Genomic DNA, 23,597 nt, shown 5'->3' on the forward strand with positions numbered 1-23,597 from the left:
ACCCTTTGCGGGGTGAGGTGTGGAGAGGGGCGGTGCCCCTCTCCGCGTGCCGCGTCAGAACAGTTCCATCAGGCGCGTGTGGTCGTCGAGTTCGCCCGGCGCCCCTTCGAAGATGAACTGGCCCGATCGCATGACCAGCACGCGGTCGGAGACGGCGAAGGCTTCGCGCACGTTCTGCTCGACGAGCAGGATCGACATGCCGCGCGATTCCCGCAGCGCCGCGATCGGCCGGATCAGATCCTGGAAGAGTTTCGGCGCGAGGCCGATGGAGGGCTCGTCCAGCAGCAGCACCTTGGGCCGGGTCAGCAGCGCGCGGCCGATCGAGACCATCTGCTGCTGCCCGCCCGAGAGCGTGCCCGCGCGCCGCGTGCGGAACTCCCTGATCCGCGGCAGAACCTCGAGCACTTCCTCAATGCGTTCGCGCTGCTCGCCCTTCGGCACGCTGGCGGACCAGAGGGCGAGGCCGAAGATCTCCTCCACCGTCAGGTCGGGGAAGACGCCGCGGCCTTCCGGCACGAGCGCGACGCCGAGGCCGCCGAGCGCGGCCGGCGTATGGTTCGCCGGCGTCTGCCCGAAGATGCGCATGGTCCCGGCGGAGGGCCGGTGCAGCCCGAACAGCACGCGCAGCAGCGTGGACTTGCCCGCGCCGTTGTGGCCGATGAGGCAGAGGATCTCGCGGGACTTCAGGCTCAGCGAGACGTCCTGCAGCACTTCCCGCCCGCCATAGCCGGCGGACAGGCCCAGGGCCTGGATGGCGTAGTCGGTCATGCGGCCTCCTGCGGCCGGTCGCCGAAGTAGATGGCGGCGAGTGCGGGGTCGCGGAGGATCGTCTCGGGGTCACCTTCCGCCAGCACCTTGCCCTGGTCGAGGAACGCGATGCGGTTGGACAGTTCCACCACCACGTCGAGGTTGTGCTCGATCAGGCAGATGGCGACGCCGCGCGCCTGCGCGTCCCGGAGCAACTGCCCGAAGCGGATGCGGGAGGCGAGGTCGAGCCCCGAGGCCGGCTCGTCGAGCAGCCAGATGTCGGCCTCGGCGGCGAGGATGCGCGCCATGGAGAGGAACTTGCGCTCGGCATAGGCAAGATCGACCGCGCGCGCATCGGCGAGGGCGGTCAGGCCCGTGGCCTCCATCGCCGCCTCGGCGCGTTCCTGCCGGCGGGCGCGGGCGCGGGTGCCGCCCGGCTGCCAGAACCAGGACGCCGTCTCGGTCGCGGCCAGCACATTCTCCCGCACGGTCATGTGGGTGAAGAGCCGCAGGTCCTGGAAGGACCGCGCGACGCCGAGGCGGGCCACCTGCCACGGCTTCAGCCCCATGATCGGCTTGCCGCGGATCGAGGCGGTGCCGGAATCGGCGCGCAGGTTGCCGGTGATGAGGTTGAAGGTGGTGGTCTTGCCGGCGCCGTTCGGCCCGACCAGCGCGGTGACCTGCCCCGCGGGCAGGGAGAGCGAGACGCCCGCCACCGCCTGCAGCCCGCCGAAGGAACGCGCGAGGTTCTCCGATTTCAGCAGGATCTCGCTCATGCCGTGCTCCTCCCCTTCGAGAGGTCGCCCACCAGGCCGGCGGGACGGAAGATCATCAGCAGCGTCATGGCGAGGCCGTAGATGATCTGCTGCACCGCGCCGACCTCGGTGGCCGGGATGAAGGGCAGGAAGGCGAGGCCGGCGGGCAGGGAGAGCAGGATGACCGCGCCGATGATCGGCCCCCAGAGCGTGCCGGTGCCGCCGATGATGACCATCGCCATCACCAGCACCGACTGGTCCATGGTGAAGGATTCGACGTTCACGAAGGAGAGGTGCAGGGCGAAGAGCGCGCCGGCGATGCCCGCCCCGGCGCAGGCGAAGGCCACCGCCAGCGTCTTGGCCGCGGCGACGTTCTTGCCGAGCGCCTCGGCCGCGCTCTCGGCGTCGCGGATCGACTGCAGCGTGCGGCCGAAGGCGCCGCGCTGCAGCCGCGCCGTCAGGAACAGGATGAGTGCCAGCGCCGCGACAGCGACCGGCAGCACCCCGATCTGGACGCCCAGTAGCGTCGGGCGCGGTATGCCGACCAGGCCGCCGATGCCCCCCGTCAGCGGCTTCACCTCCGCGAACAGGGTCGCGGCCATCATCTGCAGCCCGAGCGAGGCGGCGACGAAATACTCCCCACGCACGCGCAGCGCCGGCAGGGCGAGGCAGAGCGACAGCCCGCCCGCGATGGCGGCGCCGACGAGGCAGGCGAGCAGGGCGTCGGGGACGAGCAGCAGCGCCACCTGCGCCCCGGCATAGGCGCCGAGGCCGAAGAACACCGCATGGGCCACCGAGAAGATGCCCGCGAAGCCGATGATGAAGTTCAGGGTGGCGGCGAGGATGCCGAAGATCGCGACGATCGTCGCGAGATTCATGAGATAGGCGATCATCGCGTCTGCACCACGCCGAAGATGCCCGAGGGGCGGAAGATGATGAAGGCAAAAAGGACGAAGAAGGAGACGCCTTCTGCCCACTGGGTGTCCACCACCGCGAGCGCCAGGCTTTCCGCGACGCCGAGCATCAGCCCGGCCAGCGCCGCGCCGCGCAGCGAGCCGACACCGCCGACGATCGTCGCCGCAATCGAGATCAGCATGGCATGGTGGCCGATCGCCTCGTTCAGCCCCGAGGTCATGGCCGTCAGGATCGCCGCCGGTGCGGCCAGCGCCGAGCCGAGCGCGAAGGCAAGCACCGAGAGCCGGTTGGAGGACAGGCCGTAGGTGCGGATCAGGTCCGGATTCTGCGCGAGGGCACGCAGCGCCACGCCCGCCGGGTGCCGGGTGAGGAACGCCGACAGCGCCGCGAACAGCGCCACGGCCACCCCGATCGCGATCCAGAAGACCGGGGCGAGGAAGACCTCGGGCAGCACTTCGCTGGCGCGGGAGAGTTCTGTGTCCACCGAGGCGAAGCCTCGCCCGGCGAGCATGCCGATGAGATTCTGCACCACCACCGCGACGCCGAACGCGGCGACGAAGACGGTGAAGAAGGAGCCTTCGTGCCGCTGGATAGGGCGATAGACGAGGCGTTCCATGGCGATGCCGAACAGCGTCGCCACCGCGATCCCGCACAGGGCTGCCGCCCACCAGGGCAGGCCGCCGGTGAAGCCGAACAGGAAAACATAGCCGGCGAGCGTGAAGGCCGTGCCGTGCGCGAAGTGGAAGATGCGGGTGGCGCCGAAGATCAGGGCGAAACCCGCAGCGGTCAGCGCATACAGGGCCCCGGTCTGGAGTCCCTGCAGCAAGAGCTGCAGCAGCAGCACGGGCTCAGCCCGCGATCGGCGTCATCCTGCCGCCCCGGATCTCGTTGATCTGGATGGCGGCGGTCATGCTGCCATGCTCGTCGAAGCTCGCCTTGCCGCCGACGAGGTCGAATTCGCGGATGCGCAGCAGCGTCTCGCGCAGCGTGTCGCCGTTGACGGGCTTGTTTTCCCGTTCCAGCTCGGCCGCCAGCAGCGCGAAGAGGCGCGTGCCGTTGTAGTAGTTGGTGTTGTAGATGGCCGGATCGGCGCCGTGCCGCGCCCGGAAGTCGGCGGCGAAGCGGCGCGTCAGCGCGTCGCCCGCCGAGAAGTCGAACTTCTGGCTGGTGAAGATCAGCCCCTCGGCCTCGGGCAGGGAGAGGACGGAGCCGATATTGATGCCGGAGTAGGAGATCAGCGGCTGGCGCACGCCGTTGTCCCTGAGGCCCTTGATGATCTGGGGCTGCTGCGCCCCGAAGGAGGCGATGTAGACCGCGTCCGGCCGCGCCTGACGGACCCGCGCGGCGACCGCGCCGAAGTTCTGCTGCGCGCGGGGAATGGAGAAAACACCCGCCACCGTGCCGCCGGCGGCGGGAAACTCGCGCTGCATGAGCTGCAGGATCGCGTCGCCGAACGGGTCGTCCACGTAGATCAGGGCCACGCGCTTGAGGTCGCGGCGGATCAGGAAGGGGAAGATCGCTCGCGTCTCGAGGTGCGCGAGCGGGATGACGTTCCAGAAATACGGCGAGAGGCGTTCGAGGTCGGGGCCGACCGCCCCTCCGTTCACGGTGATGGTCCGGGCGCGGTCCGCGACCGGGGCCACAGCCTTGGAGACGGATGTGAAGCCGGTGAGCACCCAGGATGCGCGGTCCACGTTGATCAGCTTGGTCATGCCGATCACGGCCTGCTGCGGCAGCGCCTGGCTGTCCTCCGACTGCACGCGCACCGGGCGGCGCAGCAGGTTCTCCGCGCGCATGTGGTCGATCGCGAGCTGCACGCCGTCGGTGAACAGCTTGCCGTATTCGGCATTCGGCCCGCTCATGGGAAAGAGCGTGCCGATCACGTAGGGGTCGGAGCCCTGCGCGAAGGACGGGCGGATGAAGGGTGCGGCGAGCGCCGTGCCGAGCAGGGCGCGGCGCGCGATCAGCGGACCGAACATGGCGTTACTCCCTCAGGCGGTCTTGCTTGTTGCGACGCAGCGTCCGCCTGCGCCGCGCGCCTGTCAACCGTGCGGCAGGCGGAATCCCGGCTCGTCCCACTGCATCGCCGCGAGCTTCCCGCTGGTGGACAGCGTGATGTAGGCGGTGCGCATATCCGGGCCGCCGAAGCAGATGTTCGTCGGCATGCGTTCGGGCATCTTCACCACGCGCAGGATCTCCCCGGCGGGGGAGACGGTGGTGATCTCCCCGCTCACCAGCGTCGCGACGATGATGTTGCCGGAGGCCGCGATCGCCAGGCTGTCGAGGCGGCGATAGCCGGGGAACTGGCAGAGCACGCGCCCGCCATTGCTCGACGGCCAGGGTTCCTTCTTCAGCCTGCCCGGGCCTTCGATGTCCCAGGCCCAGAGACGGCCGGTCTCGGTCTCCGCCACATACAGCGTCTTGCCGTCCGGGCTGATGCCGATGCCGTTGGCGCCGCCGAAGATGGGGAAGGCGGCCTCGATGACCTTCGATCCGTCCTCGGCCGCCCAGTAGGCGCCGCCATGGTCGCGGTCGCGCGCGCGCACCTTGCCGAGGTCGCTGAACCAGAAGCCGCCCCGGCCGTCGAACATCAGGTCGTTGGGGCCGCGCAGGGGGCGGCCGTCCACGGCGCGGATCAGCGTCTCGACGGCGCCTGTGGCGGGGTCCACGCGCTCGATGCGGCCGCCGGAATAATCGGGGGACTGGCCGGTGGGGCGCAGCATCCCCGGCTCTTCATGCCAGGAGAAGCCGCCATTGTTGCAGACATAGAGCATCCCGCCCGGCCCGAGCGCCAGGCCGTTCGGCGCGCCGCCGACCGTGGCGATGGTGGTCTTCGCGCCATTCGCCGCGACGCGGGTGATGCGCCGGGCCTCGATCTCGACCAGCGCCACCGAGCCGTCCGGCATCGCGACCGGGCCTTCGGGAAAGCGCAGCCCCTCGGCGACGATGCGCAGGTCAGGGTTCTCGACGGTGACGGTCATGGCGCTTCCTTCCCTCGTTGCGCCGATGATGGCGCGGCGCGCGCCGGCTGCGAAGTCTTGACGGCGGCCACGCCGCGCCGGAGCGTTGCGCGCATGTCCGCGCCCGATCCCGTCACGCTCTCGGTCCTCGACAACCGCTTCCGCGCCATCGTCGAGGAAATGGGGGAGGCGATGCTGCGCACCGCCTATTCCCAGATCCTGAACTCGTCCCGCGACTTCTCGATCGCGCTCTGCGACGGGCAGGCGCGGCTCGTCGCGCAGGCCGACCACATCCCGGTCCATGTCGGCGCCATGCCCTTCGCGGTGCAGGCGGTGCTGGAGGCCTTCGGCGACGCCATCGCCGAGGGCGACATCTACCTGCTGAACGACCCCTATCACGGCGGCTCGCACCTGCCGGACCTGACCATCGTGGTGCCGGTCTTCGCGGCCGGGCGGCTCATCTTCTTCTCGGTGGTGCGGGCGCACCACACCGACATCGGCGGCGGCACGCACGGCGCCTACAACCCCGCCGCGACCGAGATCTTCCAGGAGGGGCTGCGGCTGCCGCCGATCCTGCTCGGCCAGGGGCGCGAGCCGCGGGCCGACCTCGTGCGCATGATCGTCACCAACACCCGCCTGCCGCGCGAGGTGCGCGGCGACCTGATGGCGATGATCGGCGCGGCGCATCTGGGGGAGAAGCGCCTGCTCGCGGTGCTCGACAGGCATGGCGCCGTGGAGACGGAAGCGGCCATCGCCGCCATCCTCGCGCTGTCGGAGGCGCATGCCCGGCGCATCATCGCCTCCTGGGCCGACGGCGAATGGCGGGGCGAGGCCTTCCTCGACGACGACGGCTTCGGCCGCGAGGACATCGCGATCCGCGCGCGCGTGGCCAAGCGCGGCGATTCGATCACCGTTGACCTGACCGAAAGCGACCCGCAGGTTCCATCCTTCCTCAATTCCTCCTGGCCCAACACCGCGAGCGCGGTGCGCATGGCGATCGCCTTCCTGCTCGACCCGGATGTGGCGAAGAACGACGGCTGCTTCCGCCCGATCGAGATCCTCGCCAAGGAAGGCACCATCGTGCTGCCGCGCGAGGGCGCGCCGGTGACGATGTGCACCTCCCACTGCTCCAACGAGATCGTGGAGGCGGTGGTCAAGGCGCTCGCCAACGCCTGCCCTGACCGCGCCATGGGCGGCTGGGGGCGGCGCTACCGCGTCGCCATCAAGGGGCGCGATCCGCGCCGGCCGGGGCGCGACTTCGTCTGGCACATGTTCCATGCCCGGCCGGGCGGCGGCGCCTCCTCGCAGGGCGATGGCTGGTCCACCGCGGGCGAATGGCATTCGGCCGGGGGTCTGAAGTTCGGCAGCGTCGAGATGGCCGAGGCGCGCTTTCCCCTCTTCTTCGCGAAGCACGAGTTCCGCCCGGGCAGCGCCGGGGACGGCACCTTCCGCGGCGGGCTCGGCGGCGAGCTGGTGATGCGGCTCGAGACCGAGGGGCCGGCGGTGGCGAACACGGCGGGCGATGGCGTGCGCTACGGCGCGGCGGGGATGCTCGGCGGGCGCGACGCGGCGCCGCACCACTACACGCTGGAACGCGCGGACGGGACCGAGCGCGTCCTTCGCACGAAGGAGGTCGGGATCCCGCTCGCGCCGGGGGATGTGCTGCATGTGCGCGCGGGCGGCGGCGGCGGCTGGGGGCCGCCCGAGGGGCGCGACCCGGCGGCGCGCGCGCGCGACGAAGCGGAGGGCCTGCTGTGATGGCGTCGATGCCGCCCGTGGCGAGAGACATCCTCGCCAACCCGCCTTCGCTTTGGCTCATCCAGGCACCCTCCGCCGCCGTGGTGACGCCAGGATCCGAAAGCGGCGGAGGTTCCCCTCCCCCGCCCTTCCCGCATGCGGGGTGCAGGCCATGACCGCGCGCTTCCGCATCGGCGTGGATGTCGGCGGCACCTTCACCGACGTGGTCTGCGTCGCTTCCGACGGCGCGACGACGCTCGCCAAGGCGTCGAGCACGCCCGCGGACCAGAGCGAGGGCGTGGTCAACGGGCTCGGCGTGCTGGCGGACCGGCTGGGGCTGTCCCTCGCGGACCTGCTGGCGCGAACGGAACGCATCGTGCACGGCACGACGGTTGCCACCAACGCGCTGCTGGAACGGCGCGGCGCCAAGGTGGCAATGCTCACCACCGAAGGCCATCGCGACGTCATCGAGATGCGCGAGGGGCTGAAGCCCGACCGCTACAACCTGCGCCTGCCCGCCGCGCCGGCGCTGGTGCCGCGGCGGCTGCGCCTTCCCGTGCGGGAGCGCATCCGCCCCGATGGCCGGGTGGAGGTGCCGCTCGATGCCGCCTCCCTCGATGCCGCCATCGCGACGCTGAAGGCCGAGCAGGTCGAGGCGGTGGCGGTGTGCTTCCTCCATTCCTGGCGCGACGACGCGCATGAGCGCGCGGCGGCCGAGGCGGTGCGCGCGGCGCTGCCCGGCGTCTTCGTCACCACCAGCGCCGAGGTGCTGCCGCAGATCAAGGAGTTCGAGCGCTTCTCGACCGCCTGCGTGAACGCCTATGTCGGGCCGGTGGTCTCGCGCTATCTCGCGCGGCTGCGCGGCAGGCTCGCCGATGCCGGCTATGGCGGCCCGGTCTTCGTCATCCTCTCCCATGGCGGCGTCGCGCCGGTGGAGGAGGCCGCGCGGCTCGCCGCCGGCACCGCGCTCTCGGGCCCGGCGGGCGGCGTCGCGGCGGGGGTGGCGCTGGCCCAGCGCGGGCTGGGGCAGGACCTCATCACCTTCGATGTCGGCGGCACCTCGACCGACATCGCGCTGATCCAGGAGGGCGAGGCCGCGCTCGGCCGCGGGCGGACCGTGGGCGGGGAGCGCATCGCGCTCGAGAGCCTCGACATCGTGACGCTGGGCGCGGGCGGCGGCTCGATCGGGCATGTGGGCGCGGGCGGCACGCTGCAGGTCGGCCCGCGCAGCGCCGGCGCCGTGCCTGGCCCGGTCGCCTACGGGCAGGGCGGGACGGAACCCGCGGTGACGGATGCCAACCTCGTGCTCGGCTATCTCGACCCGGACAACTTCCTCGGCGGGGCGCGGAAACTGGACCGGGAGGGCGCGCTGGCCGCCTTCGGCCGGCTCGGCGCCGCGCTCGGCATCACCGCGATGGAGGCGGCCGAGGGCGTGCATCGCCTCGCCAATGTCCGCATGGCGGATGGCATCCGCGTCGCGACCGTGCGGCGCGGCGTGGATCCGCGCGACTTCGCGCTGCTCTCCTTCGGCGGCGCGGCCGGGCTGCATGCGAGCGCGGTGGCGCGGGAACTCGGCATGACGCGCGTCGCGGTGCCGGTCTTCGCCGCCGGTCTCTCGGCCTGGGGGATGCTGCACACCGACCTGCGCTACGAGATGGCGCGCAGCGAGCTCGGCACCGGGGGCGTGCCCGCCGACGACGCGCTCCGCGCCATCTGGGAGGGGTTGGAATCCGAGGGCCGCGCGCGCGTCGCCGCCTGGTTCGGCGGCGCCATCGAGACGCGCCGTGCCGCCGACATGCGCTATGGCGAGCAGGTCTTCGAGATCCCGGTGCCGCTCGACGGCGTGGAATGGGACTCGCCCGGCCTTGCCGCGCGCGTGACCGAGGCCTTCCACGCCCGGCACCGCGCGCTGTTCACCTATGCGCTGCAGGGCGAGGAGGTGGTGCTGGTCAATGCGCGTCTCGCCGTGATCGGCCGGCTGCCGCCCATGCCGGCCGCGGCCGCCACCACCGCCGCCGCGCCGGCCGAGCCCTTCGCCACGCGCCGCGCGCGCCTCGCGGGCGCGGAGCAGGCGCTGCCGGTCTTCGCCTTCGCCGCGCTGGCCGCGGGGCAGGTGGTGCAGGGCCCGGCCATCGTGGAGAGCGACACCACCACCGTGCTGCTGCTGCCGGGCGACGCGGCGCGGATGGATGGGCGCGGCTGGCTCGACATCACGGTGCCGAAGGAGGCGTGAGGCATGGCCGGCTGGTCGCCGCCGCCGGGCCATGGCGCACGCTGGATCGCGGCCTGCGTGGGCGGGCTGGCGCTGGGCGGGCCGGTCGCGGTGCTGTGGAACGCGATGCTGCTGCCGGTGCTGTTCCCGGGCCTCGCCGGAGCCGCGGCGGCGCCGGCCATGGCGCTCGGCGGCGCGATCATCGGGGCGAGCCTCGGCGCCGCGCAGGCCTGGGCGCTGGCGCGCACCTATCGCGGCCTGCCGCCGGCGCGCTGGGTCGCGGCGAGCGCGGCGGCGGGCTTCCTTGCCGCGCTGGCGGTCAACCTCGCCTATGCGCTGATCATCGCGCGCGCGGGCAGCCTGCCGGTGATGGCGCTGGTCGTGGCCGGGGCGGCGGTGAAGGGCATCGCGGCGGGCCTCGCCTTCGGGCTGATCCAGGCGCGGGTGCTCGACGCGGTGGTGGCCGCGCGCGAGGCCTGGCTGCGCGTCGTGACGGTGGGCTGGATGCTCGGCGCGCTGATCGGCGCGATGCGCTGGACGGTATTGCCGATGACACCGGACCAGGCCTCGCTGGTGGCCGGGGCGGCGGTGGGCGGCGCGATCGAGGGGCTGGCGCTCGGCCTCGTCACGGCCGGCGCCTTCCGCTTCATGCCGCCCCGCTGACGGCGCGGAGGCTCGCGATCTCGGCGGCGATGTTGGCGCGCGCCGGGGCCTCGTAGATCGCGCCGAGGCGCGTGCGGAACAGCGTCGGGGCCTGCGCGAAGCCTTCGAGCACGCGGCAGCGGCCGGCGCGCCAGCCGGCCTCCGGCACCGCGGCGTATTCCCGGCGCAGCGCGGCGGCGTTGCGCGCGAAGACCTCCTCGCGCTCGGCGAGCGGCGTCAGGTCGAGGTCGAGCAGCCACAGCACCCGGGCATCCTGCCCGGCATGGCCCAGGTGGTCGGCGGTGGCGCGGATCGCCGCCTGCGCCCAGGCGGTGTCGCCGGGCACGAGGCGCGCGAGCAGCGCGGCCGAGCGTTCCTCGTTGTCCCGGGCGAGCGGGTCGTACACCGCGTCGTGGAACAGGATGGCGAGGGCGAGGTCGCGGTCCCCGGCATCGCCGCCATGCAGCAGGTGGCGCAGCCAGAGCAGCCCGACATGCGCCGCGTCGTGGTAGCCGCGATGCGGTTCGGCGTAGCGGCGGGCGATCTCGCTCGCCGCTTCGAGCGGAAGGTCCGCGCGCGCGAGCAGCGCGCCGAATCCCGCGCGGCACTGCGCGAGGTCCGCGGCCAGCGCGAAGCTCGCCGCACAACGCTCCTGCCTTGCCCCGGCCATGGCGCCTATCCCGCCCTGCGCAGCGCGATGCGCCCGCCTGCATCCTCCAGCAGCAGCATGTCCGTGCCCTCCAGCCGGTAGCGGTAGGTCTCGCGCGGCAGCATGGGCACCGCCGCGCAGCCGAGCAGCCCGCAGACGCGGCGCGGCGCCCAGTCCTCGATGACGAGGCGCAGCCAGGGCGCGTCGCGGTCGAGCGTCCAGTGGCCGGAGACGGTCATGGCGCGGCCGTCCGGCCCGGCGTCGCGGCGGGCGAAGCTGCCATCGGGCGCGAAGGCGAATTCCACCGCCTGGCCGCCGAGCTCGGCACGCCAGGTGCCGGCGAGCGGGTTCGCGCCGGCAAGGCCGGGCAGCAGCGCAGCGAAGGCAGCCGCGGCAAGCGCGGCGCGACGGACGGGCATGGCATCCTCGGCTCGGGCCGATAAGGCCCTCGCGCGGGAGGATGCCGCCGGATGCGGCCCCGCGCCCTGAATCGCTTCAGGGCAGGGCGCGGCATCTGCGGGGCGGGAGGCGCGAGCCCCCGCCCCGCCAGCGTCAGTCGATGCTGAGGTTCAGCCTGCGGACCATGCGTTCCTCGTAGACGGCGCGTTCGCGCGCGAAGGCGGTGTATTCGGCCGGGCCGAGGTATTCGTCGGGCATGTCGTGCTGGGCCATGTAGGCCTTCACCCGCTCGTGGTTCTGCGTGCGCCGGAAGGCCTGGTGGAGGAACTCCGTCACCTCGGGGTCCATCCCCTTGGGCCCCGCGATGCCGTAGGGCGAGGTGACGACCATGTTGTAGCCGAGTTCCATCAGCGTCGGCGCGTCGGGGAAGGCGCGCAGCCGCGTGCGGGTCCAGGCGGCGAGCAGGCGGAGCTGCCCGCTCTCGACATTGGGAGCCCAGGAGTTGGCATTGGCGATCACATGGAGCTGCCCGCCCAGGATGGCGGTGATGTTCTCGGTGGCGCCGCGATAGGGCACGTGCAGCATCTGCACGCCTTCCTTCTCGCACAGCTCCTCCATGGCGAGGTGGTTGGTGGTGGCCACGCCCGAGGTGCCGTAGGTGAGCTGGCCGGGCCGGGCGCGCGCCGCCGCCCACATCTCGGCCAGCGTGTTCCACCCGGAATCCGGGCGCACCACGATGCCGAAGACGAAGCCCGTCTGCTGCATGATGTAGGTGAAGTCGTTCACCGGATCCCAGCTCGGCTGGCGCGTCAGGAAGGGGTGGCGGATCACCGAGAGGTGGTGGTGCGCGATGGTGTAGCCGTCCGGCCGCGTGCCGGAGATCAGCGCGCGGGCGGCGAGCGTGCCGCGCGCGCCCGGCCGGTTCTCGATGATGACGGGCTGGCCGTGGTTCTGCTGGAAGAGTTCGGCCTGCAGCCGGATGAAGCCGTCCAGGATGCCGCCGGGCGCCCAGGGGATCAGGAAGCGGATGGGCCGGTTGGGGAACTGCCCCTGGCCGAGGGAAGGCCGCGCGAGCAGCGGCAGGGCCGCCCCCGCGAGCAGGAGGCGGCGCGCGATCGTCGTCATGCTCCCCGCCCTCCCCTCAGCCGTCGAGGGTGATGTTGAGGCGGCGGACCATCGCCTTCTCGTATTCCACCCGCTCGGCGACGAAGGCGCGGTAGGCCTGCGTGTCGAGATAGACAAGCGGCATGTCGAAACGCGCGCGCACCTCGGCGTTCTCGGGCGTCATCAGCGCGTCGCGCATGGCGTCGTGCAGGATGCGCACGACGCCCTCGTCCATCCCGCGCGGGCCGGAGATGCCGTAGGGGGAGGTGACGGTCATGTCGTAGCCGAGCTCCTTCAGCGTCGGCACGTTGGGGAAGCGCGGCACGCGCTCGGCGGTCCAGACCGAGAGGGCGCGCATGGTCCCGGCCTCGACGAAGGGCGCCCAGGTGGAGCTGTCGCACACCATGTCCACCTGCCCGCCGAGCGCGGCCGTGACGGCCTCGTTGGACGAGCGGAAGGGCACATGGGTCAGCTTGATGCCCTCGCGCTCCTGGATGGTTTCCATCGCGAGGTGGTTGGTCGTGCCGATGCCCGAGGTGGTGTAGGTCAGCCGCTCCGGGTTGGCGCGGGCGAAGGCGATCATCTCCTGCCAGGTGCGGAACCGGCTGTCGGCCTTCACCGCGCAGCCGAAGAGCCAGCCCGTCAGCCCGATGATGTGGGTGAAGTCGTTCACCGGATCCCATCCGGGGGTGCGCATCATCCAGGGCCGGCGCAGCACGGAGAGGTGCATCTGGGTCAGCGTGTGCCCGTCCGGGCGCGCCTGCTGGGCCACCTGCACCGGGCCGAGCGTGCCCGAGACGCCGGGCCGGTTCTGCACGATCACCGGCTGGCCGAGGGCGCGGGTCATGTGCTCGCCCATCGAGCGGATCTGCAGGTCGGCCGAGCCGCCGGGCGGCCAGGGGACGATGATCTGGATCGGCCGGTCGGGGAAGCGGCCCTGGGCGCGCGGGATGCCCGGGGCGGCGAGCATGGCCCCGGCGGCCGCGAGGACCGACCGGCGGCCCGGTCGGGAGAAGGCCGGAAAAGCCTTTGTCATGATGGACCTGTCCTCCGTTGGGCGGCGCGTCTGGCGGCGCCTGCCGGGGGCAGGATAGGCGCAGGCCGCGCTTCCCGCGAGGGCCATCGCCGCGCCTTGATCGCGGCCGCGCGCCCGGGCAGTTTCCGCCCGCCTTACCGACCCCCTTCGAACCCAGGACGCCTCCATCATGCCCGAAACCTTCGACGTCATCGTGATCGGCGCCGGCCCCGGCGGCTATGTCTGCGCCATCCGCGCGGCGCAGCTCGGCATGAAGGTCGCCTGCGTCGAGAAGCGCGAGACGCTGGGCGGCACCTGCCTCAACATCGGCTGCATCCCCTCCAAGGCGCTGCTGCATTCCTCCGAGGTGTTCGAGGAGGCCGGCAAGCACTTCGCCGAGCACGGGATCGGCGTCGGCCAGGTCACGCTCGACCTCGCGCGGATGCAGGCGCGCAAGGCCGAGGTGGTCTCGGCCAACGTCAAGGGCGTGGAGTTCCTGTTCAGGAAGAACAAGGTCACCTGGCTGAAGGGCGAGGGGCGCATCGCCGCGCCGGGGGTGGTGCATGTCGCGGGCACGGACTACGCGGCGAAGCACATCGTCATCGCCACCGGCAGCGAGAGCACGCCGCTCAAGGGCGTGGAGGTGGACGAGAAGCGCATCGTCACCTCGACCGGCGCGCTGGAGCTGGACGCCGTGCCCGGGCATCTGGTGGTGATCGGCGGCGGCGTGATCGGCCTCGAGCTCGGCAGCGTCTGGCGCCGGCTGGGGGCGAAGGTCACGGTCATCGAGTTCCTCGACGGCATCCTGCCGGGGATGGATGGCGAGGTCCGCAAGCAGTTCGAGCGCATCCTGGCCAAGCAGGGGATGACCTTCCGCCTCAAATCGAAGGTGACGCGCGCAGTCGCCGACGAAGCCGGCGTGACGCTCAGCGTCGAGCCGGCCGCGGGCGGCGCTGCGGAAGAGATGCGCGCCGATGTCGTGCTGCTCGCGATCGGGCGGCGGCCGCATCTCGCGGGGCTGGGGCTGGAGGCGCTCGGCGTGGCGCTGGACGAGCGCGGCCGAGTGAAGACCGACGCGCATTTCGCGACCAATGTGCCGGGCATCTACGCCATCGGCGACGCCATCGCCGGCCCGATGCTCGCCCACAAGGCCGAGGACGAGGGCTATGCGCTGGCCGAGATGCTCGCCGGCCAGAAGCCGCACATCAACTACGACGCCATCCCGGGCGTGGTGTACACGTGGCCCGAGGTCGCCGCGGTCGGCGCGACCGAGGAGGCGCTGAACGCCGCCGGCACCGCCTACAAGGCCGGCAAGTTCCCCTTCATGGCCAATGGCCGCGCCCGCGCGATGGGCGCCACCGACGGCTTCGTGAAGGTGCTGGCCGACAAGGCGACGGACAAGGTGCTCGGCGCGCACATCATCGGCCCCGATGCCGGCACGCTGATCGCCGAGATCGCCATGGCGATCGAGTTCGGCGCCTCGGCCGAGGACATCGCCCGCGTCAGCCATGCCCATCCCTCGCTGAACGAGGCGGTGAAGGAGGCGGCGATGGCGGCCTGGGACAAGCCGCTGCACATCTGAGGGCCGGCGGGCGAAGGGCCGCCCTTCCGCACGGTGCCGCCGCGCGCGGGCCTCGCGCGGCGGGCGCGGCCATCGCCCCGCTCCCTCCGCCATCGCCACGTGCGCGCCGGCACGCGGCGTCAAGGTGTTGCGCCGGCGCCGGCCGCGGCCCATCTGCCCGGCCATGGTCATCCTGCGCCCCTCCCTGCCCCGCAAGGTCACCGGCTGGGCCTTCCTCGCCCTCGGCGTGCTCGGCCTCGTGCTGCCCTTCCTGCAGGGCTTCCTCTTCCTCGCCGTCGGCGTCTTCGTGCTGCGCGACCAGCATGTCTGGGCGGCCCGCCGCTGGTCCTGGGTGCAGGGGCGCTGGCCGCAGCATGTGGCGCGGATCGAGGAGATCGAGGCGAGCGCCTTCCGCCGGCTCGCCGCCGCGCGGGAAAGGATGCGCCGGCTGTTCATCCGCGCCTGAGCGGCGTAAGCGGTCGCGCATGCATCGTCTCTGGATGGCGCTCGGCGCGCTCGCCGGGCTTGTCGCCGTGGGCCTCGCGGCCTGGGCCGCGCATGGCACGCCGGCGGGATTCGAGGGCGCGCAGCGCCGCGCCGTGGACAACGCCCTGATGATCCAGGGCTGGCACGCCCTCGCGCTGATCGTGGCCGGGCTGATGGCCGAGGGCGGCAGGCGGCTCGCGCATCTCGCCGGGGCGGCCTTCGCGGCCGGCACCGCCATGTTCTGCGGCGCGGTGTGGTGGTCCGCGCTGGGGCATCCTTCCCTCGGCGGCGTGGCGCCGGCGGGCGGCATGCTCCTGATGGGCGGCTGGGCGCTGCTGGCGGCGGCGGCCCTGCGGCGGTGATCCGCGCCGCCTACCTCGCCGCCGAGGGGTTCGAGGCCGAACTCGCCGAGGATCTGCGCCGCGCCGGGGCCTCCATCGCCGCCTGGCACGGCCGCCTCGCCCTCTCGCCCGAGCCGCCGGTCCCGGCGCCCTGGTCGCTCGACACCTGGACCGACCCGCGCGAGATCGCGGTGCCCTCGGTCAAGGCCGGCGCCGATGCGCTGCGGGCCATCCAGCGCAACTGGGCGCACTACCCGCTGCTGCATCATCGCCGCTCCGCCCTGCTGGCCGAACGCCTGCCGCCGGTGAAGGCACGGCCGCTCGTCTTTCCCGAACCCGCCCCTTCCGCGCATCTCGGCGCCTGGACGCTGCTCGCGCCCGAGCGGATGCTCGCGAGCCCCACCAAGACCAGCCCCTTCGTGAACGGGGAGGTGCGCTTCGCCGAGGACCGCACCGGCCCGCCCTCCCGCGCCTATCTGAAACTGTGGGAGGCGCTGACGCGGCTCGGGCGGCACCCGCAGCCGGGCGAGACCTGCCTCGACCTCGGCGCCGCCCCCGGCGGCTGGACCTGGGCGCTGGCGCGCCTCGGCGCGCGCGTCACGGCGGTGGACAAGGCGCCGCTCGACCCCGCCATCGCCGCCATGCCCGGCGTTTCCTGCCGGCAGGAGAGCGCCTTCGGCCTCGACCCCCGGCAGGAAGTGCCGGTGGACTGGCTGTTCTCGGACATCATCTGCTACCCGGCGCGGCTGCTGGCGCTCGTGCGGCGATGGATGGAAGCGGGCGCGGCGCGGAACTTCGTCTGCACCCTGAAATTCCAGGGCGAGACGGACCACGACACCGCCGCGGCCTTCGCGGCGATCCCGGGAGCCCAACTGTTCCATGGGTTCCACAACAAGCACGAGCTGACCTTCGCGCGGCTGGCGTGACGCGGCGGGGGGAGAAGGGAACTTCTCCCCCCGCACCCCCCTCAACCTTCCTCGGCACTTGGGGACTGACAGCCGGGGCCGGCGCCAAGAGATCAAAGAAGGGAGGGGGTGCGGGGGAGGTTCACCCTCCCCCGCCCTTCTCTGGCACGGCACATGCAATGCCCTGCCCGCCCCAGGACGGGGCCGCCCGGCAGGATGACGGGCGCCAGACCATCACGGAGTCCGCAGCCATGCCGATCATCCCGGACAGGACACTCACCGCCCCCCAGGCGATCCGGGCCTTCCGCATGCAGAGCCAGCAGGACGCGGCTCGGCTTCAGGCTGCACGCGGCGGAGAGGACTTCGCCGCCAGGCTGCAAGCAGTGCAGCACCGCCCCGCCAACATGGCGGGGCCGGGAACCCCCACGGGCAATACGCTCGCCGCCCTGCTCCAGCGGCTCGATACCGACCAGGACGGACGGATCACGCCGCTGGAACTGCGGGCCGCCACGAGCCGCCAGCGCCCGCCCGAGGCCGCGCCGCGCGAGCGCTGAGGGCCCGCCGCGATTCCATCCGGGCGCCATCTGCTCTAGGTGGTGGCGCATGGATGTCATGCCGCCCGCGGGAACACGACCCTCCCGTCGCGAGGGGGCTATCGCCATAGCCCGGCGGGTGATGCGCGAGGCCGCCTCGGACCGCATCTCGCTCACCGCCGCGGGCTGCGCCTTCTACGCCATGGTGGCGCTGTTCCCGAGCATCTTCCTGCTCGTCCTGCTCTACGGCATGGCCTTCGACAGCACCACCGTCGAGCCGCAACTCGAGGTGCTGCGCGAACTCGTGCCCGACGAGACCTTCGAACTGATCGCCACCCGGGTTCACCAACTGGTGACGCAGCCGCGCCCGCGCCTCGAATGGGGCGCGATCCTCTCGGGTGGCGTGGCCATCTGGTCGGCCTCGGCCGGCACGCGGGCGATGATCGGCGCGCTCAACATGGCCCATGGCGTGACCGAGAGCCGCAACTTCTTCCACTACCACCTGCTCGCCATCGGCATCACGCTGTCCATCACCGTGGCGGTGGTGCTCGCCATCGCCTCGCTGGTCGCGCTGCCGGGCGTCGCCGCGCTGCTCGGCCTGCCGGCGCCGCGCGCCTGGACGCTGCGGGGCGCCTCCATGGGCACGCTGCTCGGCCTCGTCTTCGTCGGCCTCGTGCTGGTCTATCGGCTCGGGCCCTCGGGCCGGCATCCGGGCATCCTCTGGACGCTGCCGGGTGCGGTGGTCGCGACGCTGCTCTGGGCGGCAGCCTCGGCGGCCTTCTCGCTCTACGTCTCGAACTACGCCACCTACGACCTGATGTACGGGCCGCTCGGCGCCGCGATCGGGTTGCTGATGTGGTTCTGGGTCAGCGTCTATGTCGTGCTGCTCGGCGCCGAGCTGAATGTCGCGCTGATGGAGGCCGCCGCCTCGACGGATGGCTGAGCCCCGGGCAGGATCGGGCGCGGAGGACGCCGTCCATGCCCTTGCCGCTGATTGCCGAGGTCCGCGTGCGCGCGGTGGATGCGCCGCTCGAGCCGCCGCTGCGCAACAGCCTCAACGTCATCCCGCGCGCGCCGCTGGTGATCGTGGACCTGCGCACGGAATGCGGCGCGGCGGGCACCTCCTACGTGTTTCCCTACACGCCCGCCGCCCTCGGCCCCACCGCCGCCCTGGCGCGCAGCCTGGGCGCGGGGCTCATCGGGCGGCCGCTCGCGCCCGCGACGCTGTGGCGGGAGATGCACGATGCCGGGCGGATCCTCGGCACCGAGGGGCTGGTGCAGATCGCGCTCTCGGCCCTCGACATGGCGATGTGGGATGCGCTGGCGGTGCGCGCCGGGCTGCGCCTGTGCGAGGTCCTGGGCGGCGAGGCGCGGCCGGTGCCCATCTACGCCTCCCTGCGCGGCTGGGGTGCGGCGATGCTGGCCGAGGAGGCGGGCCGCGCGGTCGCGACGCTCGGCGCGCGGTGGGTAAAATTCAAGCTCGGCCACGCGCGGCTGGAGGAGGATCTCGACACCGTGCGCGCCGTGCGCGCGGCGGTGGGCGAGGATGTCGGCATCCTGGTGGACTACAACCAGGCGCTGAGCCTGCCGGAGGCCGAACGGCGCGGCCGCGCGCTGCAGGATCTCGGCGTGCGCTGGCTCGAGGAACCGCTGCCCGTGCAGGACGATGCGGGGCTTGCCGAACTCGCCCGCCGCCTGTCCATCCCCATCCAGGGCGGGGAGAACTGGTGGGGCCCGGCCGGGATGCACCGCGCGCTGATGGCGGGTGCCGTGGATCTCTGCATGCCGGATGCGATGAAGATCGGCGGCGTCACCGGCTGGCAGCGGGCGGCGGCGATGGCCGCGGCACATAGCGTGCCGATGTCCTCCCACATCTTCGTCGAGGCCAGCGTGCATCTGCTCAACGCGACGCCGACCGCGCACCTGCTCGAGCATCTCGACGTCGCCGCGCCGCTGCTGGCCGAGCCGGTCCAGGTGAAGGACGGCATGGCCCTGGTGCCGGAGCGGCCCGGCATGGGCCTCCTGTGGGACGAGGCGGCGCTCGCGAAGCACGCCGCGGATGAGTGAAGGGAACCGATCGATGCGCGCAGCCTTCGTCGATGCCAATGCCTCCCTCGCCGAGGTGATGCGCCGCCTGCACCGGCCGGACGACCTGCCGGTGGCGATCCACGAGGACCCGGACATCACGCCCGAGGCCCTGCCCGCGATGCTCAAGGGCGTGCAGATCGCGATCGACGACCACACGCATTTTCCGGTCGAGGTGGTGAAGCGCTGCCCGGACCTGAAGCACATCGTCTTCCTCGGCACCGGCGCGCGGTCCTACATGGACCCCGAGGCGCTCGCGGCCGAATGCGGCGTCAAGGTCCACATCATCAAGGGCTATGGCGACACCGCGGTGGCCGAGATGGCCTTCGCGCTGATGTGGGCGGCCGCGCGCGGCATCGGCCACATGCACCACAGCATCGTCGGCGGCGGCTGGCCGCGCACCGATGGCATGCAACTGACCGGCAAGACGGTCGGCATCATCGGCTTCGGCGGCATCGGGGCGGAGATGGCGCGACTCTGCGCCGGGGCGGGGATGAAGGTGCTGGCCTGGAACCGCACGCCCAAGGCGCATCCCGGCGTGACCTTCACCGATCTGGACACGCTGCTGCGCGAAAGCCACGTCGTCTCGCTGCACCTGCTGCTGAACGAGGAGACGCGCGGCTTCCTCAGCGCCGAGCGGCTGGCGAGGATGCGCCCCGGCGCGCTCTTCGTGAACACCGCGCGCGGCGCCATCGTGGACGAGGCCGCGCTCACCGAGGCCTTGCGCGCGGGGCGCATCGGCGCCGCCGGCCTCGACGTCTTCGTGGAGGAGCCGCTGCCCGCGGGCCATCCGCTGGCGGCGCTTCCGAACGTGGTGCTGACCTCGCATTCCGCCTTCCGCACGCCGGAGGCGACGGACAACCTGATCGGGGCCTCGCTCGAACACTGCCGCCGGATCCTGCGCGAGGGCGCGTGATCCGCGCCCAGCCACCGATGCCGGCATGACCTTCTTCGACCCGCGCGACGGCGACCTCGAGGACGACGCCTCCAGCACCTCGCGCCATTCGCTGCTCGGCCATGCCACGCACATGCTGCTCGAGATCAGCCTGCCCAAGCTCGCGCTGGCGGCGACGATGCTGCTCGTGCTGCCCGCGCTGCTGCTCGGCGCCACGCCCAAGGCGGTGGTCTGGCTGACCGAGGCCGCCTGGCACGAGGCGGCGCGCCTCGGCCTCGCCGCCGCCGCGCTGGTCTTCGCCGCCGCGGCCGGCCTCGTCGCCTGGCGCTGGGGGCGGATCGCCTTCCTGATCGTCGAGCGGAACTTCTGGGCGCTGAACGCGGCGCTGGTGCAGCCGCTCTACACCGCGCTGCGCGAAGCGGCGCGGCTGGCGCTGGAGCGCGCCCTCCCGGGGCGGGACCTCGCGGCGACCCGGCGGCTCGCGGGCCTGGGCGCGGGCGCGGCCATCGCGCTCGCCGCGGCCGGCATCGCCTGGTGGGCGGGGCCGCTGCCCTCCCTGCGCGTCGAGCGGTTCGGCGCCGATGCGGTGCTGGATGCCATCCGCAACGGCATCTGGGTGATCGCGGCCTATCTGACCTTCGGCGCCCCGGCCTGGAGCATCGCCGAGGCGCTGGCCGGCACGCCGCGGGATCTCGGCACGCTGCCGGAGGGCGAGGCGCGCTGGCGGGTGGCGCATCTGTCGGACATCCATGTGGTGGGCGAGGCCCATGGCTTCCGCCTCGAATGCGGGCGCGACGGCCCGCGCGGCAACGGGCGCCTCGACCGCGCCCTGGCGCTGCTGGCCGATGCGGATGCGGCCGCGCCGCTCGACTGGGTTCTGGTCACGGGCGACATCACCGATGCCGGCCGCAACGCCGAGTTCATCGCCTTCGAGGAATGCCTCGCGCGCCAGCCCGGGCTGCGCGATCGGGTGGTGATCATCCCGGGCAACCACGACGTGAACATCGTGGACCGCGCCAATCCGTCGCGGCTCGAACTGCCGGTCGCGCCCGGAGGCGCGCTGCGGCGGCTGCGCTTCCTCGCCGCCATGGCGCGGCTGCAGGGCGATCGCGTGCATCTGGTGGAGCGCGCGACCGGCCGCGCGGGGCCGACGCTGAATGCCTGGCTGGCGGCGGAGCGGCGCGGGGAGAGGCTCGCGCGCTTCATGGACCAGGGCGGCCTCCGCGCGGGCTTCGCGGCGCGGCGGCTGTGGGGCGAGGTGTTCCCGCTGCTGGTGCCGCCCCGCACGCCGGACGGCCTCGGCCTGGTGCTGATGGATTCCAATGCGGAGACGCATTTCTCCTTCACCAATGCGCTCGGCCTCGTCGGCATGGCGCAGTGCCGCGCGGCGGAGGCGGCGATGCGCACCGAGCCCGCGGCGCGCTGGCTGGTGCTGATGCACCATCACCTGGTGGAATATCCGCGGCCGGGCGCGCCCTTGGCCGACCGCATCGGCACGGCGCTGGTGAACGGGCATTGGGTGCTGGGGCGGCTCAGGCGGCTGGCCCCGCGCATCCTGGTGCTGCACGGGCACCGGCACATCGACTGGGCGGGGCGCAGCGGCGGCCTGCGCATCCTCTCCGCGCCATCCCCGGTGATGGGGCGGCCCGATGAGGCCGGCGGCTTCTGGATCCAGCGCCTGGCACCGGGGCCGGAGGGCGGGCTCGCGCTGCTGGCGCCGCGGCGGGTGGTGGTTCCGGGCGGATCGGGAGGCTGATACCCTGCGGACAAAGGTCGATCCTTTGTCCGCAGGGTATCAGGATTTGGTTCCGCGCGCGGCCGCCCCACCAGCCCCGCGCGCCATGCAAGCGGGCGAAAGGCCAAACCGTTCGCCCGCTTGCATGAGACGGAAGCACCCTGCCCGCCGCACCACCGGCGGGCAGGACTGGTTCGTCAGCGCAGGCGGGGGAACCCCGGCAGATCGCCCACCCGGGGCCTCCGCAGCCGGGCCACGCGCTACTGGACCTCCACCACCGTCAGGTCCTGGAACCAGGACTGCGCCGGGGTGAAGTTCCGCACGCGCCGGCTCATGGCGCGCGGGTTCAGGTCGTGGACGATCCAGAGCCAGGGCGGATTGTCCACCAGCCGCTCATGCGCCGTGCGCAGGAGCGCGGCCTGGCGGGCCGGGTCGCGCTCGACCTCCAGTTCGGCGAAGGCGCGGTCGAAGGCCTCGTCGCGCCAATGGCCGGCATTGGACCCGGCCGGCGAGAAATTGGCCGAGAGGAACCAGCGGGCCATCTGCGACGGGTCGGAGGAGACGAGCGAGATGTTCACCGCATCCGCCCGCAGCCATTGCGGCTGGTCCGGCGCCACGCGCAGAGCGCCGAGCAGCGTGTTCCACTCCACCACCTCGAAGTTCACGCGCACGCCGCAGTGTTCCTGCAGGGATTGCTGCAGGAACTCGTTCATCGGCAGCGGCAGCATCTGGCCCGAGCCGGAGGTGGAGATGCCGATGCGGATGGTCAGCGGCCGCTGCGGCGTGTGGCCCGCCTCGGCCAGCAGCGCGCGGCCGCGCGCGGGGTCGAGCCGGTAGCGGTTCTGCGGATTGCCGAAGTTCGGGTCGTTCGCCTTGAAGAAGCCGACCGAGGGCTCCGCCGTGCCGTTCAGGAGCTGCACCATGGCGTTGCGGTCGAAGCAGTAGTTCAGCGCCTGGCGCACGCGCACATCCGCGACCGGGCTGCCGTCGCGCCCGACGGCGAAGACCCAGGGCCAGACATGCGGATAGGAGCCGGTGCTGATGGTGAAGCCGGCCTGCCGCAGGGACTGGATGGCATCGGGCGGCGGCACCTCGATCCAGTCCACCTGGCCCGAGCGCAGCGCGGCAAGGCGCGTATTCGCCTCCGGCATCGGCAGCAGCACGATGCGCTGCAGTCGCGCGCGGCCCTGCTCGTTCCAGTAGGTGTCGTTGCGCGTGAGTTCGGCCGACTGCCGCGGCACGAAGCGCGAGAGGCGGAACGGCCCGGTGCCCGCCGGCGGCAGGGCGGCCACGCGGCCCCAGTCGCGCCCGCCCTGCTCCCAGGAATTGGGCGAGGTGATCAGGATGTAGGTGACGAGATAGGGCCAGTAGGAGACGGGCCGCGTCGTCGTCATCTCAACCGTGAAGTCGTCCACCTTCCGGTAGGACTGCAGGACCGGGATGCGCCCGCGCGTGATGGCGCTGCCGGTGGCGTCGAATTGCGGGCTGTCGTTGCGGAAGAAGCGGTCGAGGTTCCAGATCACCGCATCGGCGTTGAAGGGCGTGCCGTCGTGGAAGCTCACGCCGCGGCGCAGATGGAAGCGCCACACCTTGGGGTCGTTCGCGTCCTGCTCGTAGCGCTCGGCGAGGCCCGGGCGCAGCCCCGCCACCTCGCGCGGGTTCGACAGGTCCCACAGCACCAGCGACTCGAAGATCGGGTAGCCGAGGAAGCGCATGCCCTCGAAGCCGTTGTTGGGCATGCCGGTGGTGGTGGGCACGTCGGTCGCCGTCATGGCGATGCGCAGCGTGCCCGGTTGCTGGGCCATCGCCCCGGCGGCGCCCATCGCGACGGCGGCGGCGACCGCGCCACCCAGAAGGCGTGAAGTCGGTTTCATCGGCCTCTCCCGTTGAGCGGGGCGCCGCGCGGGCGCCCCCGATATCT

At 72.5% G+C, this 23,597-nt stretch carries 23 protein-coding genes; 12 read left to right on the forward strand and 11 right to left on the reverse strand.

The window, feature by feature from the left end:
* Positions 1-54: 54 nt before the first annotated feature.
* The 6 genes from FHS88_RS17160 to FHS88_RS17185 all read right to left on the reverse strand — a co-directional run bounded on the left by FHS88_RS17160 (position 55) and on the right by FHS88_RS17185 (position 5,398).
* On the reverse strand, positions 55-768 hold the full coding sequence (locus FHS88_RS17160) for an ABC transporter ATP-binding protein (RefSeq protein ID WP_184486702.1): 714 nt from the start codon (positions 766-768) through the stop codon (positions 55-57).
* Complete coding sequence (locus FHS88_RS17165; RefSeq protein ID WP_184486703.1) at positions 765-1,523, reverse strand: ABC transporter ATP-binding protein; 759 nt, start codon at positions 1,521-1,523, stop codon at positions 765-767. The genes FHS88_RS17160 and FHS88_RS17165 overlap by 4 nt, the downstream gene beginning before the upstream one ends.
* Positions 1,520-2,395 carry a branched-chain amino acid ABC transporter permease gene (locus FHS88_RS17170; protein ID WP_184486704.1) on the reverse strand — a complete coding sequence of 292 codons (876 nt, stop codon included), beginning with the start codon at positions 2,393-2,395 and terminating at the stop codon, positions 1,520-1,522. Before FHS88_RS17170 ends, FHS88_RS17165 begins: the two co-directional genes overlap by 4 nt.
* Positions 2,392-3,261 carry an ABC transporter permease subunit gene (locus tag FHS88_RS17175; RefSeq protein WP_184486705.1) on the reverse strand — a complete coding sequence of 290 codons (870 nt, stop codon included), beginning with the start codon at positions 3,259-3,261 and terminating at the stop codon, positions 2,392-2,394. Before FHS88_RS17175 ends, FHS88_RS17170 begins: the two co-directional genes overlap by 4 nt.
* A gap of 4 nt (positions 3,262-3,265) precedes the next feature.
* Complete coding sequence (locus FHS88_RS17180; protein ID WP_184486706.1) at positions 3,266-4,396, reverse strand: ABC transporter substrate-binding protein; 1,131 nt, start codon at positions 4,394-4,396, stop codon at positions 3,266-3,268.
* 63 nt (positions 4,397-4,459) lie between these two features.
* Complete coding sequence (locus FHS88_RS17185; protein ID WP_184486707.1) at positions 4,460-5,398, reverse strand: SMP-30/gluconolactonase/LRE family protein; 939 nt, start codon at positions 5,396-5,398, stop codon at positions 4,460-4,462.
* 93 nt (positions 5,399-5,491) lie between these two features.
* Between FHS88_RS17185 and FHS88_RS17190 the strand changes: the two genes are divergently transcribed.
* The 3 genes from FHS88_RS17190 to FHS88_RS17200 all read left to right on the forward strand — a co-directional run bounded on the left by FHS88_RS17190 (position 5,492) and on the right by FHS88_RS17200 (position 9,989).
* On the forward strand, positions 5,492-7,135 hold the full coding sequence (locus FHS88_RS17190) for a hydantoinase B/oxoprolinase family protein (protein ID WP_184486708.1): 1,644 nt from the start codon (positions 5,492-5,494) through the stop codon (positions 7,133-7,135).
* A 151-nt stretch (positions 7,136-7,286) separates the two neighbouring features.
* Positions 7,287-9,347 (forward strand): hydantoinase/oxoprolinase family protein, encoded by a 2,061-nt coding sequence (locus tag FHS88_RS17195; RefSeq protein ID WP_184486709.1) that lies wholly within the window; start codon positions 7,287-7,289, stop codon positions 9,345-9,347.
* Between the two features lie 3 nt (positions 9,348-9,350).
* On the forward strand, positions 9,351-9,989 hold the full coding sequence (locus FHS88_RS17200) for a hypothetical protein (protein WP_184486710.1): 639 nt from the start codon (positions 9,351-9,353) through the stop codon (positions 9,987-9,989).
* Here FHS88_RS17200 and FHS88_RS17205 read toward each other — a convergent pair.
* The 4 genes from FHS88_RS17205 to FHS88_RS17220 all read right to left on the reverse strand — a co-directional run bounded on the left by FHS88_RS17205 (position 9,973) and on the right by FHS88_RS17220 (position 13,156).
* The gene (locus FHS88_RS17205) at positions 9,973-10,638 is read right to left on the reverse strand and encodes an HD domain-containing protein (protein WP_184486711.1); all 666 of its coding nucleotides are present in this window, start codon (positions 10,636-10,638) and stop codon (positions 9,973-9,975) included. The genes FHS88_RS17200 and FHS88_RS17205 overlap by 17 nt on opposite strands.
* Before the next feature lie 5 nt (positions 10,639-10,643).
* Positions 10,644-11,036 (reverse strand): hypothetical protein, encoded by a 393-nt coding sequence (locus FHS88_RS17210; protein ID WP_184486712.1) that lies wholly within the window; start codon positions 11,034-11,036, stop codon positions 10,644-10,646.
* A 133-nt stretch (positions 11,037-11,169) separates the two neighbouring features.
* Positions 11,170-12,141, reverse strand: coding sequence for a tripartite tricarboxylate transporter substrate binding protein (locus FHS88_RS17215; RefSeq protein ID WP_184486713.1), 972 nt, complete (start codon positions 12,139-12,141; stop codon positions 11,170-11,172).
* Positions 12,142-12,157: 16 nt separating this feature from the next.
* Positions 12,158-13,156, reverse strand: coding sequence for a tripartite tricarboxylate transporter substrate binding protein (locus FHS88_RS17220; protein ID WP_184486714.1), 999 nt, complete (start codon positions 13,154-13,156; stop codon positions 12,158-12,160).
* A gap of 169 nt (positions 13,157-13,325) precedes the next feature.
* Here FHS88_RS17220 and lpdA point away from each other — a divergent pair, with 169 nt between their 5' ends.
* From lpdA to FHS88_RS17265, 9 genes are all read left to right on the forward strand, one after another.
* Complete coding sequence (gene lpdA / locus FHS88_RS17225) at positions 13,326-14,717, forward strand: dihydrolipoyl dehydrogenase (RefSeq protein ID WP_184486715.1); 1,392 nt, start codon at positions 13,326-13,328, stop codon at positions 14,715-14,717.
* Positions 14,718-14,880: 163 nt separating this feature from the next.
* Complete coding sequence (locus FHS88_RS17230) at positions 14,881-15,162, forward strand: PGPGW domain-containing protein (protein ID WP_184486716.1); 282 nt, start codon at positions 14,881-14,883, stop codon at positions 15,160-15,162.
* Positions 15,163-15,181: 19 nt separating this feature from the next.
* Positions 15,182-15,544: a DUF423 domain-containing protein gene (locus FHS88_RS17235; protein ID WP_184486717.1), complete on the forward strand. Its 363-nt coding sequence runs from the start codon at positions 15,182-15,184 to the stop codon at positions 15,542-15,544.
* Positions 15,541-16,449: an SAM-dependent methyltransferase gene (locus tag FHS88_RS17240; RefSeq protein WP_184486718.1), complete on the forward strand. Its 909-nt coding sequence runs from the start codon at positions 15,541-15,543 to the stop codon at positions 16,447-16,449. Before FHS88_RS17235 ends, FHS88_RS17240 begins: the two co-directional genes overlap by 4 nt.
* Before the next feature lie 230 nt (positions 16,450-16,679).
* Positions 16,680-16,982 carry an EF-hand domain-containing protein gene (locus FHS88_RS17245; protein WP_184486719.1) on the forward strand — a complete coding sequence of 101 codons (303 nt, stop codon included), beginning with the start codon at positions 16,680-16,682 and terminating at the stop codon, positions 16,980-16,982.
* 121 nt (positions 16,983-17,103) lie between these two features.
* Positions 17,104-17,904, forward strand: coding sequence for a YihY/virulence factor BrkB family protein (locus FHS88_RS17250; RefSeq protein WP_184486720.1), 801 nt, complete (start codon positions 17,104-17,106; stop codon positions 17,902-17,904).
* Between the two features lie 35 nt (positions 17,905-17,939).
* Positions 17,940-19,028 carry an enolase C-terminal domain-like protein gene (locus tag FHS88_RS17255; RefSeq protein WP_184486721.1) on the forward strand — a complete coding sequence of 363 codons (1,089 nt, stop codon included), beginning with the start codon at positions 17,940-17,942 and terminating at the stop codon, positions 19,026-19,028.
* A 13-nt stretch (positions 19,029-19,041) separates the two neighbouring features.
* Positions 19,042-19,962 (forward strand): NAD(P)-dependent oxidoreductase, encoded by a 921-nt coding sequence (locus FHS88_RS17260; protein WP_184486722.1) that lies wholly within the window; start codon positions 19,042-19,044, stop codon positions 19,960-19,962.
* A gap of 25 nt (positions 19,963-19,987) precedes the next feature.
* Positions 19,988-21,697 carry a metallophosphoesterase family protein gene (locus FHS88_RS17265; RefSeq protein ID WP_184486723.1) on the forward strand — a complete coding sequence of 570 codons (1,710 nt, stop codon included), beginning with the start codon at positions 19,988-19,990 and terminating at the stop codon, positions 21,695-21,697.
* A 239-nt stretch (positions 21,698-21,936) separates the two neighbouring features.
* On the opposite strand, the gene FHS88_RS17270 is transcribed toward FHS88_RS17265, so the two are convergent.
* Positions 21,937-23,550 (reverse strand): ABC transporter substrate-binding protein, encoded by a 1,614-nt coding sequence (locus FHS88_RS17270; protein ID WP_184486724.1) that lies wholly within the window; start codon positions 23,548-23,550, stop codon positions 21,937-21,939.
* Positions 23,551-23,597 lie beyond the last annotated feature (47 nt).

It is taken from the genome of Neoroseomonas alkaliterrae, assembly GCF_014199195.1.
Classification (GTDB): Bacteria; Pseudomonadota; Alphaproteobacteria; order Acetobacterales; family Acetobacteraceae; genus Neoroseomonas; species Neoroseomonas alkaliterrae.